Origin of the sequence: uncultured Roseibium sp. (genome assembly GCF_947494555.1) — a bacterium.
GTDB lineage: Bacteria > Pseudomonadota > Alphaproteobacteria > Rhizobiales > Stappiaceae > Roseibium.
This window is the reverse complement of the sequence record NZ_CANLVF010000003.1, coordinates 848,880-866,993: the sequence shown is the minus strand read 5'-3', so window position 1 is coordinate 866,993 and position 18,114 is coordinate 848,880. Positions and strand designations below refer to the sequence as shown.

16 protein-coding genes and 1 pseudogene are annotated in these 18,114 nt (G+C 57.8%); 9 read left to right on the top strand and 8 right to left on the bottom strand.

The features are described 5' to 3' along the window. The first annotated feature begins 31 nt into the window (after positions 1–31). Positions 32–571, top strand: coding sequence for a Crp/Fnr family transcriptional regulator (locus Q0915_RS18695; RefSeq protein ID WP_366525297.1), 540 nt, complete (start codon positions 32–34; stop codon positions 569–571). A 596-nt stretch (positions 572–1,167) separates the two neighbouring features. Here Q0915_RS18695 and Q0915_RS18690 read toward each other — a convergent pair. Beyond that, a complete protein-coding gene (locus Q0915_RS18690; RefSeq protein ID WP_299476905.1) occupies positions 1,168–2,535 on the bottom strand; it encodes a dienelactone hydrolase family protein in 1,368 nt (455 codons plus the stop codon). Positions 2,536–2,552: 17 nt separating this feature from the next. Continuing rightward, positions 2,553–3,611 carry an SRPBCC family protein gene (locus Q0915_RS18685; RefSeq protein WP_299476901.1) on the bottom strand — a complete coding sequence of 353 codons (1,059 nt, stop codon included), beginning with the start codon at positions 3,609–3,611 and terminating at the stop codon, positions 2,553–2,555. A gap of 172 nt (positions 3,612–3,783) precedes the next feature. Between Q0915_RS18685 and Q0915_RS18680 the strand changes: the two genes are divergently transcribed. Continuing rightward, positions 3,784–4,680: a LysR family transcriptional regulator gene (locus Q0915_RS18680; protein WP_298963376.1), complete on the top strand. Its 897-nt coding sequence runs from the start codon at positions 3,784–3,786 to the stop codon at positions 4,678–4,680. Here the strand turns inward: Q0915_RS18680 and Q0915_RS18675 are convergent. Then, positions 4,677–6,743 (bottom strand): protein-disulfide reductase DsbD domain-containing protein, encoded by a 2,067-nt coding sequence (locus Q0915_RS18675; RefSeq protein ID WP_298963378.1) that lies wholly within the window; start codon positions 6,741–6,743, stop codon positions 4,677–4,679. The two genes, Q0915_RS18680 and Q0915_RS18675, sit on opposite strands and share 4 nt — an antisense overlap. A gap of 376 nt (positions 6,744–7,119) precedes the next feature. On the opposite strand from Q0915_RS18675, the gene Q0915_RS18670 reads away from it, so the two are divergent. Further along, positions 7,120–7,623, top strand: coding sequence for an SRPBCC family protein (locus Q0915_RS18670; RefSeq protein WP_298963380.1), 504 nt, complete (start codon positions 7,120–7,122; stop codon positions 7,621–7,623). A gap of 359 nt (positions 7,624–7,982) precedes the next feature. Here Q0915_RS18670 and Q0915_RS18665 read toward each other — a convergent pair whose 3' ends face one another. After that, positions 7,983–8,597 (bottom strand): isochorismatase family protein, encoded by a 615-nt coding sequence (locus Q0915_RS18665; protein WP_299476892.1) that lies wholly within the window; start codon positions 8,595–8,597, stop codon positions 7,983–7,985. A 39-nt stretch (positions 8,598–8,636) separates the two neighbouring features. Further along, on the bottom strand, positions 8,637–9,503 hold the full coding sequence (locus Q0915_RS18660; RefSeq protein WP_299476888.1) for a pirin-like C-terminal cupin domain-containing protein: 867 nt from the start codon (positions 9,501–9,503) through the stop codon (positions 8,637–8,639). A 108-nt stretch (positions 9,504–9,611) separates the two neighbouring features. On the opposite strand from Q0915_RS18660, the gene Q0915_RS18655 reads away from it, so the two are divergent. The 3 genes from Q0915_RS18655 (at position 9,612) to Q0915_RS18645 (ending at position 12,962) form a co-directional block, all read left to right on the top strand. Beyond that, a complete protein-coding gene (locus Q0915_RS18655; protein ID WP_299476885.1) occupies positions 9,612–10,541 on the top strand; it encodes a LysR substrate-binding domain-containing protein in 930 nt (309 codons plus the stop codon). 554 nt (positions 10,542–11,095) lie between these two features. After that, positions 11,096–12,190, top strand: a complete 1,095-nt coding sequence (rsgA, locus tag Q0915_RS18650) for a ribosome small subunit-dependent GTPase A (RefSeq protein ID WP_299476882.1) — start codon at positions 11,096–11,098, stop codon at positions 12,188–12,190. Beyond that, positions 12,090–12,962: a VOC family protein gene (locus tag Q0915_RS18645; RefSeq protein ID WP_366525296.1), complete on the top strand. Its 873-nt coding sequence runs from the start codon at positions 12,090–12,092 to the stop codon at positions 12,960–12,962. Before rsgA ends, Q0915_RS18645 begins: the two co-directional genes overlap by 101 nt. A gap of 125 nt (positions 12,963–13,087) precedes the next feature. Here the strand turns inward: Q0915_RS18645 and Q0915_RS18640 are convergent, their stop codons facing one another. Next, positions 13,088–13,918, bottom strand: coding sequence for an alpha/beta hydrolase (locus tag Q0915_RS18640; RefSeq protein WP_299476876.1), 831 nt, complete (start codon positions 13,916–13,918; stop codon positions 13,088–13,090). A gap of 162 nt (positions 13,919–14,080) precedes the next feature. Beyond that, positions 14,081–14,488, bottom strand: coding sequence for a RidA family protein (locus Q0915_RS18635; RefSeq protein WP_299476873.1), 408 nt, complete (start codon positions 14,486–14,488; stop codon positions 14,081–14,083). Between the two features lie 98 nt (positions 14,489–14,586). Here Q0915_RS18635 and Q0915_RS18630 point away from each other — a divergent pair, with 98 nt between their 5' ends. The 3 genes from Q0915_RS18630 to Q0915_RS18620 all read left to right on the top strand — a co-directional run bounded on the left by Q0915_RS18630 (position 14,587) and on the right by Q0915_RS18620 (position 17,577). After that, entirely contained in the window at positions 14,587–15,504 is a 918-nt protein-coding gene (locus tag Q0915_RS18630) for a LysR family transcriptional regulator (RefSeq protein WP_299476869.1), read from the top strand. Positions 15,505–16,522: 1,018 nt separating this feature from the next. Beyond that, the gene (locus tag Q0915_RS18625; RefSeq protein ID WP_299476866.1) at positions 16,523–16,825 is read left to right on the top strand and encodes a hypothetical protein; all 303 of its coding nucleotides are present in this window, start codon (positions 16,523–16,525) and stop codon (positions 16,823–16,825) included. Then, entirely contained in the window at positions 16,819–17,577 is a 759-nt protein-coding gene (locus tag Q0915_RS18620; RefSeq protein ID WP_299476862.1) for a conjugal transfer protein TraL, read from the top strand. The genes Q0915_RS18625 and Q0915_RS18620 overlap by 7 nt, the downstream gene beginning before the upstream one ends. Before the next feature lie 197 nt (positions 17,578–17,774). Here the strand turns inward: Q0915_RS18620 and Q0915_RS18615 are convergent. Continuing rightward, positions 17,775–17,981, bottom strand: a pseudogene (locus Q0915_RS18615) (IS5/IS1182 family transposase); the annotation flags it as partial. Between the last annotated feature and the right edge of the window lie 133 nt (positions 17,982–18,114).

The following is an 18,114-nucleotide window of genomic DNA, read 5'->3' as shown; positions in this document are numbered from 1 at the left end:
CAAGGTCTACCCCGAAGGCGCATAGGCACATATGATAGCAATCATGTCCGATTGGCTTTCACTGGTTTTCTCAGACGCAGTCCGCAGATCGTGTGAGAGGGGCGATTGCCTTTTTCATACTGGCGACAACGTGTTGAGTGTTTTTCTGATCCTGGATGGTGAAATCGACCTAGTTCGGGTCACCCCTTCGGGGAACGAAATCGTATTGCAAAGTGCAGGCCGGGACGCTGTTTTAGCGGAGGCCTCTGTCTATTCTGAAACCTATCATTGCGATGCGATCGCCCGATGCCGAAGCACCGTCGCGCAGCTTGAGACGGACGCATTCAAGGACCGCCTTGCATCAAATCGAAGCTGGGCAGAAAACTGGGCGGCCAGTCTTTCTCATTCCGTTCAACGTGCGCGGTTAAACACGGAAGTCCGGAGCTTGAAAAAGGTAGCTGATCGCCTCGATTTCTGGCTGGCGGTCAATTCCGGCACTTCTCCTGAAAGACGGACCAAGGACATTGCCGCGGAAATCGGTGTCTCCCCGGAAGCACTTTATCGTGAACTGTCGAAACGACGAAGAAAATAAGCGTTACTCGATCGCACTTAAACATACAGAAATTAGAAGCGGACATCTGCTCGATTCGCATCAAATGTCCGTTGGCCACCCGAGTTTCGAGTTCAGCGCGCCGCACCGAAGGTCTTGGATGGTCTCGAAGCAGACCTTCACTGTTTTCATCACCAATGGCCGCTTTCGCAGTCCCCAAAGACAAAACCCGAATGTCCTCTTCCGGCCCCAGACCAGATATATCCCCCTGTCTGCATTGCCCCGCCATTTTGGACGATCGACACATTGCAACCTGAGCCCGAAAGCTGACATTTATTCGAAAGGCAGCAAATTCACGGATTGGGCGGGAAGCGGATTTTTTCAGTGTTTTGCATAAAGGTCCACTTTGCTTATGAATGTTATTACGATCCGCAGATGTAGACTCGCGCCACAAGGTATTTGCCCGCGTTGGGAGCAGAACAAGCCAATAAACGCTGCTGCCCAATAAGACACTTTTTGAAGCACTGGCGCTTTGATTCACAGCGTCGTCTCATTGCAAGCAAGGCTTTTGGTGCACCTGATTTGCGCTCTGAAAATGACGGTTACGGTCGTGGAAACGTGACTCTCTTGCTGCCTGATTATTCGAGTGTGGCACCTATGAAAGCGGCGATCGCGGCAGCATCCCAGCCGGTAAAGGCCCCTTCGCGACCATCTGCAAGCCGGACATAGAAGCCCGGCGTTCCTTGTATCCCAAGAGCGCGCATCGCGGCTGTGTTTATCCGCATTTCGTTCTGGTAGGCGTCGATGGCTTCCTGAGAGTCGGTCAGACTTGGCAAGATTCCGAGTTTCTCAAGTTCGCGCAAGGCCCGCACGCCGTTTAACTGACCCCGCCCGACCATCAACGCGTGGTAGGCGCGGTTGTAATCGTCAGGGGACACGATCGAGAATGTGTGTGCCGTCGCCTCGCGTGAACCTGGCCCGATCAACGGCACGTCCACCGCGACGACGCGGGTATTGTCGGGCATTTGCGCAAGGAAACGACCCATCTGCCGGTGCGCAATCCGGCAGATCGAGCAGTTGAAGTCGAAGAATTTGTAGATCACGAGATCGCCGTCCGGGTTCCCGAAATATCCGCCCCGCGCCTCGGCGGCGGCCAGCGCTTCGGCGATGATCGCCTGAGGGTCTTCGCCGGTATCGGGGGCTGCGGTCACCGCAAGCGGCAGCGGACGGGTTTGTGCAACCGGTCGTCCGGCGATGCGGTCGTCGATCCAGGCCGCGATGGCTCGGCGCCCGGCACCGCTGACAACGTGGGGGACGGCGAAGGTCTGCAATTCAACCGACAGGTCCGCCTCCGACAGCGCCGCGATCGTGGCGTCAAGCTCCTCAGCGCTGAACCGCGAGTCGCGGGTGCCATAGCCGATAAGCACAGGGGCACCGTTTTTGATAGTCCAGTCTTCAGTCCGCACTTCAGGCGGAAGGCTACCAGCGAACGCGATGTACCCCGCTGCAAGATCGGGGTGCGTCAGCGCAAGTCCGAGCGCCATCGACGCCCCCTGGCTGAAGCCGACGACGTAGACCTGACGCGGGTCCGCACTGAGTTCCGCAGTCAGGGCCGCAATCGCGTCCGCGACAATATCAGCGTTGGTCGTGAAGTCGGCAGGCTGGCTCAAGGCGTAAACTTGGCTGTCATCGACGGGAAACCAGGCGTGTCCTCCGCCCTCCACAGGGACCGGCCCCCGGAGCGCAACAAAGCTGTTGCTCGACGCGGGTTCGACATTCACGAGTGTCTCGATCTGTCCTTCATTCATTCCGTAGCCGTGCAATCCGACGATCAGCGAGGCGTTGTCGGTCGCCGCGCGACGAATGACTCGCGCAGTCAGTTCCTTGCCGCCCGCTTCGACCGAAAGCGTCGTCGGCTCTGCTTGTGCCAGGGCCCCGGTCGGGGCCCCGGCGGTCAGACAAAGGCCAAGGCAGAGTGCCGTGAGTGGTGATCTGAGGAATGCCATGGCTTGCGCCTTTCCGATCAAGAGCGTGACGCGATTTCGCGCGGGTGCGGCTCACCGTTTTCCAGGAAGTACCTGAGATCCTCGATCCCGAGCCCTGCGAAGAAAAAGAAGTTCGACCTGGCAAAGGCGATGGCCCCCGGCGGCACGCCCGGCGCGGTCGAGAAGGTGATCGTAACGTTGACTTCCGAGGTGTCCTCGTCGACCGGCGTCACGCTCCAGACCGCCTCGTTCGACGTCACGAAGGGCGGCATTCCTTCTTCGATCGTGTAGGCATACGTGAAGCTGTCTTCGTCGTATCGCGTGATCACTTCGCGCGTGGCGCCCCCGAGACCCGGGATGAAGCACGACCGGACGTCACCGATCGCGCCGGCATCGGCATCTTCGAACTCGATCGATTGGATTACGCTGGCCCATTCGTGCGCATTCGCGTAGTTCTCGGCAACTTCCGCCCAGACCACCGTGGCGGGGACGTCGAAAGTCCGGGTATGTGAGAGCGTCACCTCGGCGAAGCCGCTGTGCTCTCCGCTGATGTAACCGCCGAACCGCTCTGCCAACCGCTGAGCCGCCGCCAGGTAGAGCGCCGACGCGTCGGCCGAAGCCTCTCCGTCGAAATACTGCTGCCAGGATAGAACCGACCCGCCGCGCTCGTCGGCGGCGCGCACCTGGATCACGGCCAGGTGGTTCGACAGACCCATCGGGTTCTCGGCGGGCAGGCTATAGGCAAAGGACATCTGGCCGGCGTCGCTCACCTTGATTGTTTCCGACACCACCGTGCCGTCGGCCAACATCAAGTCGCGCATCATGCCGTCACCAGAAACCTCGACACCAGCAACGCCGTCGATGATTTTGCCAACATTCATGCTGTCCGAGACGAAGGCGAAAACGTCCGTGGGCGATGCGGCCAATTCGACTTCGATCTCGAACTGCATCGGCGCCAGTGTCAGTTCGTCGACCAACACGGCGCCGACGACGCGCGGCGGCATCTCCTGTGCGGCGGTCACCGTCGCAGCGCCGGCCAGGCTTGTCACGACCGCGATGACGGCGGCTGTCGTCTCGAAAGTGGAAATCAGGCGCATGGGAAACCTCCTGTTAATACCTGCGCCATCGTGCTAGCTTACTTGAAAACGCACCGCACGTTCCTTTTTTGCGCCACACTGGACGAAAATTGGAACAGTCAATATTGCTAGGACCATGTAACTGACGACTCATCCATTTTTGCACTTCAGACGACGAGGAGACCCCGAACGCATGTCAGTTGACTGGAATGACCTGAAGGTTTTCCTCGCCGTGGCCAGGGCCGGTTCGATCCGCGGGGCCTCCGAAAACCTCAAGGTCGCACATTCGACAGTGTCGCGCCGCATGGATGCGCTGGAATTCGCACTGAAGACCCGGCTCTTCGACCGCACGCCCGACGGACTGCTGATTACGCCGTCCGGGGAAGAGCTCGTGGTCTCCGCGCAGAAGATTGAGGAAACCATGCACGCCGCTGAGCGGTCGGTTGCGGGACGGGACTCGGAACTGTCGGGGGACGTGCGCTTCACCCTGCCCCTGCCGATGGCGGTCTGCGTGCTGACCGACGACCTCACGCGCTTCGTCAAGCAAAATCCTCTCGTCAACCTGACCCTGGAACTGACCGAGGATCTGCTCGACCTTTCCAAGCGCGAGGCCGACATCGCAATGCGCTTCACGTCACAAGGCAACTCGCCCCCCAACTATCTCGTTGGGCGTAACCTCGCGACTCAGGCGTCCTGTGCGTATGCATCAGCCGACTATATTGATGCGCATGTCTTCAGTGGCGTGAACCGTAACGCCAAATGGTTGGGCTGGGACGATGTGGTCGAGTATCCGAAATGGGTCCATTCCGCCGGGCTGGAACCCATGCCGGTAATGGGCAGCTTCGACGACGTGTTCGTGCAGATGGCGTTCGCAAAACGGGGACTCGGAATGGCCTATCTGCCTTGCATGATGGGTGACCTCGAACCGGATCTTCGACGGGTTCCCAGCGCCCGCGCCGTGCCACATACCTCGCTGTGGGTCCTTACCCACCCGGACCTGCGCGACAGCGTCCGGCTTCGCCGGTTCCGGGAGTACCTCTACGACGCAGTGTCCGACAAGCTGGACCTGATCGAGGGCCGGGGGGCCTAACCCCGCGCCTCTTGCAGCGCGTCGAGGACGGCGCCGGGCGTTAGCAGTTCCGGCAACACTATGCCGTCAGGCGCGCCCGGCCCATAGACGGCATTGAACGGGATGCCGTAACGCCCTTGGCTCGTCAGGTAAGACAGGATCGCGTCGTCGCGCTGGGTCCAGTCCGCCCGGAGCGGCGTGATGCCTTCGGCCTCCAGCGCAGCCCGCACGTTCCCGTCGCTGAGAGCGAGGCGCTTGTTCACCTGGCAGGTGATGCACCAGTCCGCCGTCACGTCCACGAACACGACATCTCCGGCGGACACAAGGCGATCGCGTTCCGCAACGCTGAAATTCGCGAAATTTGCCGTCGCAGCCTGGGACGCAAATCCACCCCCGGCAGAGAAAATGGCAGGACTTGCCATGAGAGCAAGCGAGAGCGCTGCGATCGCTGTGCCGACAAAGGCCGACCCGTTTGCGTCCCCGCGACCGGCCCAGAGTACCGCCCCGATGCCCGCCAACCCTGTGGCAACGACCAGGGCGAGGACCTTCCCTGAGACGCCGGCGATAACGAACAGCAGCCACACCGCAGTCGCCGCAAGTGCCAGACCCAGAAGTTTCTTGAGCTTTAGCATCCATTTGCCTGGCTTCGGCATCGACGTCGCCATTTTCGGGAAAATCGAAACGAGCAGGAACGGCGCCGCGAGCCCAAAGCCGAGAGCCGTGAAGATGGCCAGGATCTCGGGCGCGCCCGAAGACAGCGCGAAACCGACCGCCGTTCCAACGAAGGGCGCCGAACAGGGCGTGGCCAGGAGCGTCGCGAAAACGCCGGTCAGGAAATGCCCGCGCAGGCTGTCTGAGTCGCCGATCTGTGCGGCGACGGACATCCATTGCGGCAAGGATATCTCGAACATGCCGAAGAGGTTGTAGGCGAAGATCATAACGACGCTCGCCATTAAGACCAGGAAGTACGGGTTCTGGAACTGGATGCCCCATCCCACCGCGACCCCAAGCACGCCGAGCGCAATGGCGCCGAGGGCCAGCACCCAGAAGGAGGCGATAATTCCGAACGCTGACGCCAAGAAAGAAAGACGCACGCGCGTCGGGCTTTGCCCGCCATGCGAGACGACCGACAGAAGCTTGATCGACAGAACCGGCAAGACGCAGGGCATGAGGTTCAGGATCAGGCCACCAACAAAGGCGATGCCCAGCAGCCCAAGGAAGGCCGTCGTCGGGACCGGAGCGCGGGACGTTGCAGGGTTGCTGTTTATCCCCGTCTCAAGGCCGCGCGCACCGTCAACGACCGTAATCGTGATGTCTTCCGCTGATAGGCGCACGGACCCACCTTCGAAGGTCTCGGCTGGCACGGACGCCGATAGGACAAGTCCGTCCTCGCGAAACGCGATTTCAGGCCTGCCGAAGATAACGTCTTCCGGCCCCTCGATGATCACGTCTGGAGAGGTGAACGGAAAGATCGACGCGACCTCGACACTCACGCGGGACCCGCCCGGTTCGATTGCAGCCATGCGAAGGTCCAACCCTGCCCCGGCCCCATTGCCAGGAACCTGTGAACTGTAAAGATCGATAAGCTGAGCTTCGGTGCTGGCCACCGACACACCCGGTTCCAGCGTCAGAGAAACCTGGGCGACCTGCGGGACGCAGACCTCCTTGCAGAGCAGGTAATCGACAGTGGCGTTTAGATGTGTCGGCTGTGAGGGATCGAGAACCGTCACATCGAAGGGAAAGACCACCCGCTCACCATAACCGAAGGTATCGAGATCGAAGAGCGAAAAACGGTACGGTGCGGGCCATTGCATCTCTCCGACTTCCGCATTTTGCGATCTGGACCAGTCGACGGTGACGGGATAGCCGGCGTCGCCAGGGCTCCTCCAATAGGTCTTCCATCCGTCATCAAGCGCAATGTCGACGCCTATCCGGATCGCCCCGTTCGCCGGCAGCGCCGTCTGAGCTGCTACGATCCGCGTCTTGGACAGATCGAGTTCTGTCCAACCTTCCTCGGCTGAAGACGCCTGCGGCGCCGTATGAAGCAAAGCGGCCATGAGGGCAGTGAGCATGAGACGACGCATCGGCTTTCCTCCTGCGGTGGTCAGGGAGTGGGGTCGTACCGCATGTTCTTAGTGGAAGGATTTCCGTCCATCACCTTCGAAATTTGCACCTCACTGGTGCAAAATTAGAAGTGGCAAAAGCGAGGGGCGGTAATCACTTTCAACAATGCCAAGCGAACAAAATCGCGCCAGAGGACGCGCCCGAAATGACCAAGCACGCCACAATTCAACTCGAACTCAAGACGCCCGAAACTGCAGACGGTGCGGTGGCGGACATCATCACGCGATGTCGACCATTCCAACCTCTCACTCGATTCCGCCGAGGACAGAGTTTTTGTCCTCCGGACACGAACCAAGAAGATTCAATCGAAAACCCTGAAACGCGAAAGGAACCACCATGCGTGCAGAACTGACAAAACGGATCAACGCTTCGGCGGAAGATGCCTGGGCGGCCTTCAACGACTGGGGTGGCATCTGGCGCTTCCAGCCCTGGGTCGTGCGCTCGCCGCTGCTGAGCCACAACAACGAGGGCGTCGGCGCGAAACGGCGTTGCGAGTTCGTCGACAAGACCTCGATCGTCGAAACAATCACCAAGATCGAGAACGGCCGTGCAGTCCACTTGTCGCTCAGCGAGGCGCCGAAACCGATGAAGGGTGGCACGTCCGTGATACGCCTTTCTCCGCGCGGCAACGCGACCGATGTTACGGTGGAGATGGATATCCAATTGGGCATGGGGCCCCTCGGCGCGATCATGGGGAACCTGATGATGAAACCCGTGATGAAGAAGCGTGTGTCGCTCATGCTCGACAGCCTCGAACATCACCTGAAAACCGGTGGCAAGATCGACAGCAAGGGCGTGAAACACGCCTCGCCCGTGGCAGCCGGTGCCGTCCCTGCCTGACCTTGAGAGTGAGCGTTGGTTTAAAGGCGCGCTCGTGGCTGAAGTGCATGCCCGTAGTCTGCCCTTGCCAGGCTTTGTCTCACTTGGCCCGAAGCGGAGGTTCGTTGCAGATAAAATCAATGCCCGCTACAGGGCGTCTCTCCCCGGGGAAGTGACGGCGGAAAGCAGAAATATGTGCTGGAGGACTCGAAATTCTGCTCCGCGGACCGAGTTCTGTTGGAATTTTTTTGAGAACGAAGCGCAGCTTTCCACACTTCGTAACTGCTTGGAGAAGCTGTAGGGTCCGTATACAACGACTATCCAGCCAAAAATGACCCGCTGAAGCTTCCGATTTTTGGTCTCTCACGGATTGCGCGCAGTCACGCGCTCTGTCGGACCTGGCTGACGAGAAGCGACCAATCCATGCCCAGGGCGCTGTAGACTTCACCAGCCTGATTGCTGGCATTGTCCGCGAGGATTTCGATCACAAGGCTTGCGCCATCGGCGACGACCACTCCGGCTTGGGTCAAACGGACCAAAGCGGTTTCGCGCTTCGTCATGTTGAATGTCCCGCTGGCGTCCACGGCGATATAGGCTTCAAATCCTTCGCGAACGGCACGCATTGCGGGCAACGCGGCGCAGACCTCGAGGGAAAGACCCGCGAAAATGAGTTTGCTCCGCCCGGTTGCGCGAATGGCTTCTTCCACCCGCGGGTCATCCCAGGCATTTACGGTTGTCCGGTCGATGAAAGTCTGGTCAGGCAGAGCTGCCGTCAATTCCGGAATGGCGGGTCCCCACAGTGTTTCTGACGAAGTAGTAGTCGTGACAATCGGCAGGCCGAGGATCTTCGCGGATTTGGCCAAACCGACAATATTGTGCTTGAGATCCGCGATCGAATAGTCGCGGATGCCGGTCATCAGCCCGACCTGATTGTCGACAAACACGACAGCGGTATTGTCACGGGTCAGGGGGAGCGGGTTGTGTCGATTGGTCATGGTCTTCTCCTTTTCTGATTGCTCTTGAGTGGGTTGTGTTCAGTCAATTGAGCCGAGGCGGCCGGCTCGATAGTCGGCCTCGACTGCGTCAAGCTCAGCCGCGTTGCCCATCGCAAACGGGCCGCGTTGGACGAAGGCTTGGCGGAGAGGGGGGCCACGAAACAGGACGACGTGCGCGCCCTGTGCGGAGAAAAATGAGATGTCGATGGCGCCGGCAAAGGCAATGGCTTTGCCTGTCGTCAGTTCGGCAGTGCTTTCATTCCACGACACGGTGGATGTTCCCTTGACCCCGAGGATCCAAGCATGGTGGCGGCTGTCGCCTTGATGCGTGAACCGTCCCCCGGCCTGAATCTCAATGTCGAGCAACGTCAATGGGATGTCCGGTGCTGCGGCGCCCGCAACACCATTGCTTTCGCCAAGGACAAGCCGTGCGGTGGCGCGGTCGCCCGGCAGTTTTGGAATGTCCTTGGCAGCAAGGTGAAACGCTGATGGCGCGTCATGCCGGTTTTCTTCGGCCAGGTTGACGAAAACCTGCAACGCATGGGTTCTGGCACCCGGCCGCGGTGCTTCATTGTGAATAGCCCCTTGTGCGGCCTTGAACCAATAGAGATCACCGGGGGCCAGGTCGACGTCATTTCCAAGGGAATCGCGATTGTGGAAGGCTCCGGTGCTGTCCTCAAACACCACCGTGACCGCGGAGAGCCCAGCATGGGCATGTGTCCCGAATGTAGGCATTGTCATGCGGAAATGATCCACCATGATCAGCGGATCCATCAGACCTTGGAAATCCGCGTGTTGATAGCTTTTGGCTTCAAAGCCATCGCCAATCCTGATCGTGCGCCCGTCACTTCGTGCATGGTCGTCGCAGGTGACGCCTGCAAACTTATCGATCTCTTGCGTGTTCATGTCATTCCCTCGTATCTACTGAACTATCAATACAAACGAGACAATCGATCGAAAATCCGCCAATATCAGAACATATTGTTCTACTGATAGAACGAAAAGAGGTGCAGCATGGACCTTAACGACGCTTTCTATTTTGTTCAGGTTGTTGAAAAGGGGGGATTTTCAGCAGCTGCGCGATCGCTGAACATCCCAAAATCGCGGCTCAGCCGCCGCGTGCGGCAACTTGAGAGTGACCTTGGCGTGCGCCTCTTGCAACGCACATCACGCGTCGTTACGACGACAGAGGTCGGCGAAGAATACTTTCGACACGCCCAAGACGCCTTGGCGCGATTTGAAGCCGCCGAAACGACCGTTCGCCGAAAAACCAATAGGATCGAAGGGACCGTGGCGCTGTCCTGTTCAGTAGGAATGGCGCAGTTTGGCCTCTATCAGATCCTCCCACGTTTCTTGCAGGACAATCCCGGCGTAACAGTGGTGCAGAGGGCCTCGAACCAGATAGAGGACCTTATCAAAGGTGGGATCGACGTCGCAATCCGCGGGCATATGGAAACGCTACCGGACTCCAGTCTCATTCAGGTGCGACTGGCGCGGGTGGAATGGCACCTGTTCTGTTCGCCAGATTACCATAAGACGTTGGAGCAATCTGATGACCCGGCCAGGTTAGCAAATCATCCCGCATTGGTTCTTGGCCGGCCGCGAGCAACGCACCAATGGCTGCTGACCGGCGATGATGGGCAAACCGCCTCTGTCCCTTGCCAAGTTCGTTTCGCCAGTGATGATATGTCGACCCTCAAAAACGCGGCAGCCTCGTCCCTTGGGCTAGTAGCCCTGCCTTCCTACGTCTGCCGACAAGAGGTGGAGGCAGGATCGCTTGTGCGCGCCTTACCGGGGTGGACTGCGGGCAGTCCGCAGATCAGCCTCTTGATGCCGTCTCGCCAAGGCTTGTTGCCAGCTATTGAAGCATTCCTCAAATTCTTGAAACGAGAATTGCCCCCAGTTTTGGCTGAGAATTCAACAAAAGCCATTGAACACAACTGACGATAGCCGATGGCAGCGTCCACTCTGCGCTCAAACCTGATTTTGAGACGGTCGCGCCAAAAGTCCGCTCTGAGCCGAAAATGTCCACCTAACAGCTCAGAAAGAGTGTCCGTTTTGTGATCCTATAGCAAAACCGACAGTCCACTTCCGGCCCCTAACCGGGCATTCACGCCTTGAAGCGCTGCTGCGGTGCAGTCCGCCAAGGCGGTCATTCTTTGCGTCCGCGAAGTTGGGCGGCCAACAGACGTCGGCAATGCGGACAAAGCTGACTTCCCTTTCATCCCGCCAGATAGACGCTTCTAGTAAACGCATAAACGTTTCATCTTAGTCGTCAGCACTTGCGTTGTGTATTGCCACACCCCATGTGTTCGTTATCCGAAATGGAGACTTCATGTCCTGGTAATGAAGGGAGGCAGCACGCCTTCCGGTGCACATCCAACTATTGAAACAGTTCCGTAGCCTTGAGGCTGACGGCTCGTTTTGATGTGCACATTCGTTTCCTGCCATCATTGCTCAAGAATAGCTTGGGCTAGAGACATGAAAGTGGACACCCCATGAAACGGGACCGCACAACTTTCCTTACAACTTTCCTTCTGCAACGCGCGCGAGACTCCGGATCACGAACCAATCTCAACCCCCTTCAGGCACTGGGATGGCAACCCTTTTTCGCCCAGCAGATCAGTGTAGACGAGCTAGCAGCGACACCTCCTGCTCGCGTCGTTGAAGTGCATCGCAATGGGCTGCACGTTCTCGGTGACAGTGTTGACGCATTGCTTCCTCCCCGGCCGGATGTGACTGTCGGTGACTGGTTGATGCTGTATCCTTCGCACCCGCAATCCAGTCGAGTTCTTGAGCGCATAAGCCTAATTAAGCGGCGCGCACCTGGCACAGGCCGGCAGGAACAACTGATTGCAGCGAACATTGATACGGCCTTAATCGTCACGTCTTGCAATCAGGACTTCAACGTGGCCCGGCTCGAACGCTATGCCGCTCTGGCATTTGAGGCCGGGATCACACCGGTCATCGTCGTAACAAAGACAGAGCTTGCGACAGACCCGCAAAGCTATACTGACGCGGCCCGCGGCGTGTCGGAGATGATCGAAGTGGTCGCACTCGACGCCCGTGGAAGCGCGCCCCGGACGCAACTGTCCTCGTGGTGCCGGCCGGGAAAGACGGTGGCGTTTTTGGGCTCCTCTGGCGTTGGGAAATCGACGCTGACCAATGCGTTGCTCGAAAGCCATTCCATCGAGACCCAGGCCATTCGCGAAGACGATGCAAAGGGGAGGCATACAACAACCAGGCGCGAACTTCATGCGATGCCCAATGGATGCCTGATCCTAGACACCCCCGGCATGCGAGAATTGAAGCTCACCGATGCGGTGGACGGGATCAATGACCTTTTTGCCGACATTCAGGAGCTTGCCGCAGGTTGCCGCTTTAACGACTGTCAGCACGAGACCGAGCCGGGATGCGCTGTACTGAAGGCCGTCGAACAAGGTGCCCTCGATGCTGTTCGGCTAGGGAGATGGCGCAAACTCTTGGCAGAAGATGCCTTCAATTCGGCCAGTCTTGCGGAACGCAGGTCGCGGGACAAGGCGTTCGGGAAGATGGTTCGCGGCGTTAAGAAACTTAAAGATTCCGGGAGGTAAGACGATGACGCAGTCAAAAGCCGGGAAGGTCGTGTGGCACGATCTTTTCACTTCGGACAGAAAGCGTTCGATGGATTTCTACCAGCACATCGCCGACTGGACCTACCAAGTCGAGCGGGCGACCGACTTTGCTTGGGGCGGTGGTGAGAAGGATTTCGTCCTCGCGCTGTTGGCCGATGAAGCGGGTGCTGGTTTCGCCGAGACACCTCCAGACAATGAAAACGGTTGGATCGCCTATGTTGAGGTTCCCGACGTCGACGCCGCGGTGGAGCGCGTCGATGCGCTCGGAGGTAAGACTGTTCGAAAGCCATTCGAGGTTCCGGGCGTCGGTCGCAATGCGCTCGTCCGCGATCCGCTCGGCGTGCCCTTCGGACTATCCCTATCGCGGCACAACTTCCCGGTGCCGCACCGTCAGTTCGGGCGTGAAGTGTATGTCAGCAACAGCGGTCTGTTTCCAGAAGAGTTTTATGTTGAGCTTTTCGAATGGCAGGTTGCTTCGAAACGCGATCCGGGATGCGTCTCTTTCGCCGGGCCTTCGGGCGATGTTGTTGCAGTTCGATATGTCTCGAATGTACCAACAAGCTCAAACGCAGCTTGGGTGCCAAGTATAAAGGTTGCTTCCGTCTCCAATGCCCGCAGTTTAGCGGAAGCCAATGGCGCGCGTCTGGCTCCTCTGGAGGCAGATAGAACTGCTCAAACTCATGGCTTTATCCTTTGCGATCCAGACGGCTCTTTGTTTGCGCTCGAAGTCGGGTTGGCAAACTCTTTCTAGCAGCACCCAAGTTCCTTTTCGAAGATTCAAGCGGGCATTTGTCCGCTCTACAGGATGCGGTACAGTGGGCTCAAACCAGGCTGGTGCAATGATGCGGGGGGCACTTTCCCCGCAGCAATACGTGACTAGGCTTCGATGAACGCCAGCAGATCGGCATTCACAGAGTCGGGATGCGTCGCGAAGAAGCCGTGCGACAGGCCATCATAGACCTTGAGCGCACCGTTCTTCAGCAGATTCACGGCTTTCTCGGCAGAGTTGGCAATCGGGACGACTTGGTCGTCTGACCCATGCATCACAAGGACCGGCACGTCGATGGCCTTGAGGTCCTCGGTCTGGTCAGTCTCCGAGAAGACCTTGATGCATTGGTAATGGGCTGAGGCACTGCCCATCATGCCCTGCCGCCACCAGGCCTGAACTTGCCCCTGGTTGACTTCGGCACCCTCGCGGTTGAAGCCGAAGAAGGGGCCAGAGGGGACATTGAGGTAGAACTGAGCGCGGTTGGCGGCCAGGGCAGACCGGAACCCGTCAAAGACCTCCATTGGGATGCCATCGGGGTTCGTTTCCGTTTGCAGCATCAGGGGTGGGATGGCCCCGAGAAGCGCAGCCTTGGCCACCCGCCCGGGTTGGGCGCGGGAGACATACCGGGCTGCTTCGCCGCCGCCGGTGGAGTGGCCGATATGAACCGCGTTCCTTAGGTCCAGATGCGCGACCAATTCCGCGACATCAGCGGCGTAAGTATCCATGTCGTGGCCCAAATCAGTCTGGCTGGAGCGCCCGTGGCCCCGGCGGTCATGGGCAATCACCCGATAGCCCTTTGAGGCAAAGAACAGTATCTGGTTGTCCCAGTCATCGCTGGAAAGTGGCCAGCCATGGTGGAACACGATGGGTTGCGCGGTTTTTGGGCCCCAGTCTTTGTAGAAGATCTCGGTCCCGTCTGAGGTTGTGAACGTAGACATTTCTTTCGGTCCTTTGAATTCCGGTTGTGCTTGGGCGGACGCGACGCTCGGCAGCAAGGCAATCGCTGAAACGGCAGTGGCCGCCAGCAATACCTCGCGCCGGTTCGGTCCGGGCTGGGAAGGTGTAGAAGCTGTCATGGGTGTGCCTTTCGTTAGCGAGTGTCAGGCAGCGACTTGCACCACCATTTCCACCTCGATTTGAAGGTCTGGACCTGCCAGCGCGGCCACGCCGATACCGGTCAGGCTAGGCTGTGCGCCATTGAGGAAACCAAGGATGGCACCCATGGCGATTTCTTGCGTTTCGCCCCGCAGGTCTGTCATGTAGATGCGCATCTGAGCGATATCATCCGTGGTTGCCTGAAGCGCATCGAGCGCTCCTTTCAGGTTCTCGATGACGATGGCGGTTTGCTCAGCTAGTGATACCGGTGCAGGAGACCCGTCAGGTCGCCAGGCCACCTGCCCGGACACAAAAGCCAGGGGCCCGGGATGTGCGATGGCGATTTGGGAGTATCCGATCTTACTTGCATCCGGCAGGGCGGACGGGTTCATACGATCAATTAAAGCGGACATGTCTTTCTCCTTTCATGGAATGTGATGCGAAGAGATCTAGGCTCGACATCCGACGAACAGTGTTCGCCTCAGTCGCGAATTCCATGCTACAAAGCCCAATGATTGGATCGAAGGTGAACGACATCCTCCTCTTTCTCTCGGTGGTTGAGACCGGAAGCTTCGTTGCGGCTGGCAAGTTGTTCGGGCTGTCGCGCTCGACGGCCGGGAAGGCCATCGCACGACTGGAGGATGGCTACGGCGCGCGGCTCTTGAACCGAAGCACACGCGCCCTCGACTTGACCGAAGAGGGAAAGCGCCTCTACGAACACGGGCAGGCTATTCGTGCGGCGGTCGCAGCCGCGGACGACAGTATCGCCAGTGAAAGCGGTGTCCCTCGTGGCGTCTTGCGAATCACGGCACCGGATGCTCTGGGGCGCAGGCTTTTGCTGCCTACCGTTCGTCGGTATCTGGAAACATGGCCTGATACGCAGATCGAAATGTCACTCTCGGATCGGGTCGACAACATTATCGAGAAAGGCTTCGACCTCGCGATCCGTATCGGCGTAAGTGCGCCGGATCAAGGTTTCATCGCGCGTACGCTTCTGCGGGATGAGGCGGTCCTGTGTGCAGCGCCTGCGTATTTTGACGGGCGTGACAGGCCGCTGAATGTCGAACAGCTCACGCGCCATGAGCTGCTTCAGTTCGCAAGCCGCAGTGAGCGTCAAGGCTGGCACCTGCAAGAGGAAAACGGCACCTGGGTCCGCGCTCAGGGTCAGGTTCGCCTGCGTCTCGACAGCGCCGAAGCCTTGCGGGCAATGGCATTGGATGGTCTTGGTATCGTCTTGCTGCCGCAGCTTTTGGTCGGAGCCGATATTGCGGAGGGTCGTCTTGAGCGAGTCCTGCCCCGGCTGAACCAGGGGAAGGTTCCGATCCTCGCGCTCTACCCTCACAAGCGCCTGCTGGAACCCCGTGTCCGCCGCTTCATCGACTTGCTGAGTGAGGACCTGAGGGAGTTTCGGTCTAGCAAGAAACACTAACGCATTTCGGGCATTCGTCGCACCGCAGAATTCTGAGGCTTTGGGCTCGATCCGGACCTTCGCTGCAAGCGGTACCAAGGTCCGCTCAGGGACGGAACCCGACAGTCCGCTCCCGGCCCCATTTCAGCCACTTCAAAGCTTGGACACGGGCGTCGGGTCAGCGGCAGCACATTAGCTCGCGAACACCCTTGAAACCCTCTTTCTCGCCGTCGCTCACAAAAACAGACTACCTAGATGAATTTTGATAAATTCGGACCGGTTTTGAATTGTATGTTTATCTTCTTCTTTCTTGTGCTGCCTTTAGCCATCCTCATCGATTGCACCGAATTCTTAAGGTGCTCGGAATTCTGCCAATCCTTCTTTTCAAAACACATACAATTCAATGACTTATTTTGATTACTGATCACAACCTTGTACGAAAACGGACGAGATTTGATATTTGGCGATAACTTTGGATATGCTTGAGGATAACTGAGGACTTTAACGTACTTTTTTGGAAGTAGGTAAGACGGCAAGATAGAGAAAGTGAGGCACTTTCTGGGCGCAAAACTCACGAAATCTTTCATTTTGCACACTTATTCGCCTTCGTCTCAACGCAACAACCGCCGCTGCGGGAGGTTTAACCTGACTTTAAGCATCAAATTAACGCTGTGGAAAACCCGCCTAGATTGACAGAATAAAAGATGTACAACCAAGTCGACGGATCGTAAAACAGATCCCGTTAGCAGCTCGAGCGGTCCTTATGTGGTAGTCAGGACCGCTCGAGCCTAGCGAACACCAAACTCGTCCTTTGATGTCCGCATAAGGAGACCCTTACAAACTCCAACTTTGTCTGTATTGGCCGTATCAGCTTTCGGCAGGCTGATGCGGTTTTAGCTGAATCGCGCCAACAGTGCGGCCAATACGCCCAAGTTTCAATATTCATCAACAACATTGAGGGCGTTCTGTTTCAGAACGTTAACGACCCATGACGTCTGCATCATCCGGTGTTGCACGGGCTCCTTGGGGACAAGCTCCGATGGAGCTTGTGACCAACTATGCTCAAATCAAGACCATCGTCGACAGCTCTCCGTCACTGAAATCTGCCTTCGCCCGATTACAGGCGGAAGGGTTGATCACCGTCAAATATGACGCCTTTGCCAAGTCCTGGAAAAAGGTGCAGGCAAAGCAAACGGAAGAAGTTGTCACGACCCCGTTAACTGAAAGCCCTGCTTGCAATCAGTTGCCTGCAGCCAAGCAGGACAAGGCTAGAAAACCACTCCCGGAAATCACCAAGTTTACAGTGCCGACCGGCTCTGACGGAGTACGAGACCAATGGTGAAAACCGTGCATCTTGTCATGCAAGGCAAGGGCGGCGCCGGCAAGAGCCTAACGTCCTCAATGCTCGTCCAATATCTGCGCTACGCTGATCACAGTGTTCAGGCGATCGATCTGGACCCGACCACACCGACCCTTTCCGCGATCAAGGGGCTCAAGGCGCTTCCGATCCAGATCATGGACGGCGACGACATTAACCCGCGCCTCTTCGATCACCTGATGACGCGGATTTTTGAAGCACCGGAAGAAACTCATACAGTCATCGACACAGGCACGTCTTCTTTTATCGCGACCTGCTCCTACCTTGCCGAGAACAATGCATTTGATCTGCTCCAGAGCTTTGACGTGCGGGTATTCATACATTGCCCGATCTGCGGAGGAGCCGCGCTCGACGACACGTTCAACAGCTTGCTTGCAATTCTCGGTCACTTTCCCACCGTGCCGGTTATCGTCTGGCTCAATGAGTTTTTTGGTCCCGTCGCCAATGAAGGGCGTAGTTTCGAAGACAGCAAGGTCTATCAGGACAATCGCGACCGAATTGCAGCTGTGATGTGCCATCCGAGGGTCCAGGCCGGAACCTTTGGAGAAGACATCCGGGCGATGATGAAGGCCAAACTCACTTTCGACGAAGCCATCTGTTCAAACGATTTCAACGTGATGGCGCGCCAACGTCTCAAGATCTACTGGACCAGGGCGATCGAACGCCTGGATAGCGCTGCCTTTCTCAATGGATTTGAGCAGGAGGCAGTCCAATGACTTCGGCAACTGCCCAGAAAATAGATGCTGCCGACAGCGAGCAGTGGCAGCAGATGACGCTCGAAGAGGCAATCGAAGTTGCCCACCGGGAAACCGGGATTTCCTATCAGAAGGATGATCCGATCCTGGCGGTGGTCTCAATCCTCAATGCCTTCGGGGATCGTCTCAAGGGACTTCTGGAAGACGAACGGAACCGGGTAGCCGACAACCAGCATCCGGATCATCAGTTCCGGATCGACCGATGGGCGGCCAGTGGAACTGTAAAACGGAGCCAGATGCTTGCGAAGATCTGCCAGATCAACAAACCGGTCAATCGCCCGTAGCAGATGATCCTTCGGCACATGATCATCAACCGAAAACTCGTAAAACAAAGCGCCTTGCGCTTCTTGCCTCGGACCCATCATTGCTCGGATCTCCAAAATCAATAAGGAGATTGAATCAGCGCTCTTGGCTCAGCACAACAGGAATTTTTCAACGGAATAAGCCCATTGCAGACCTTCGATGATGTGCCTCTGTACCGCGTTGCGCATCTCGAAA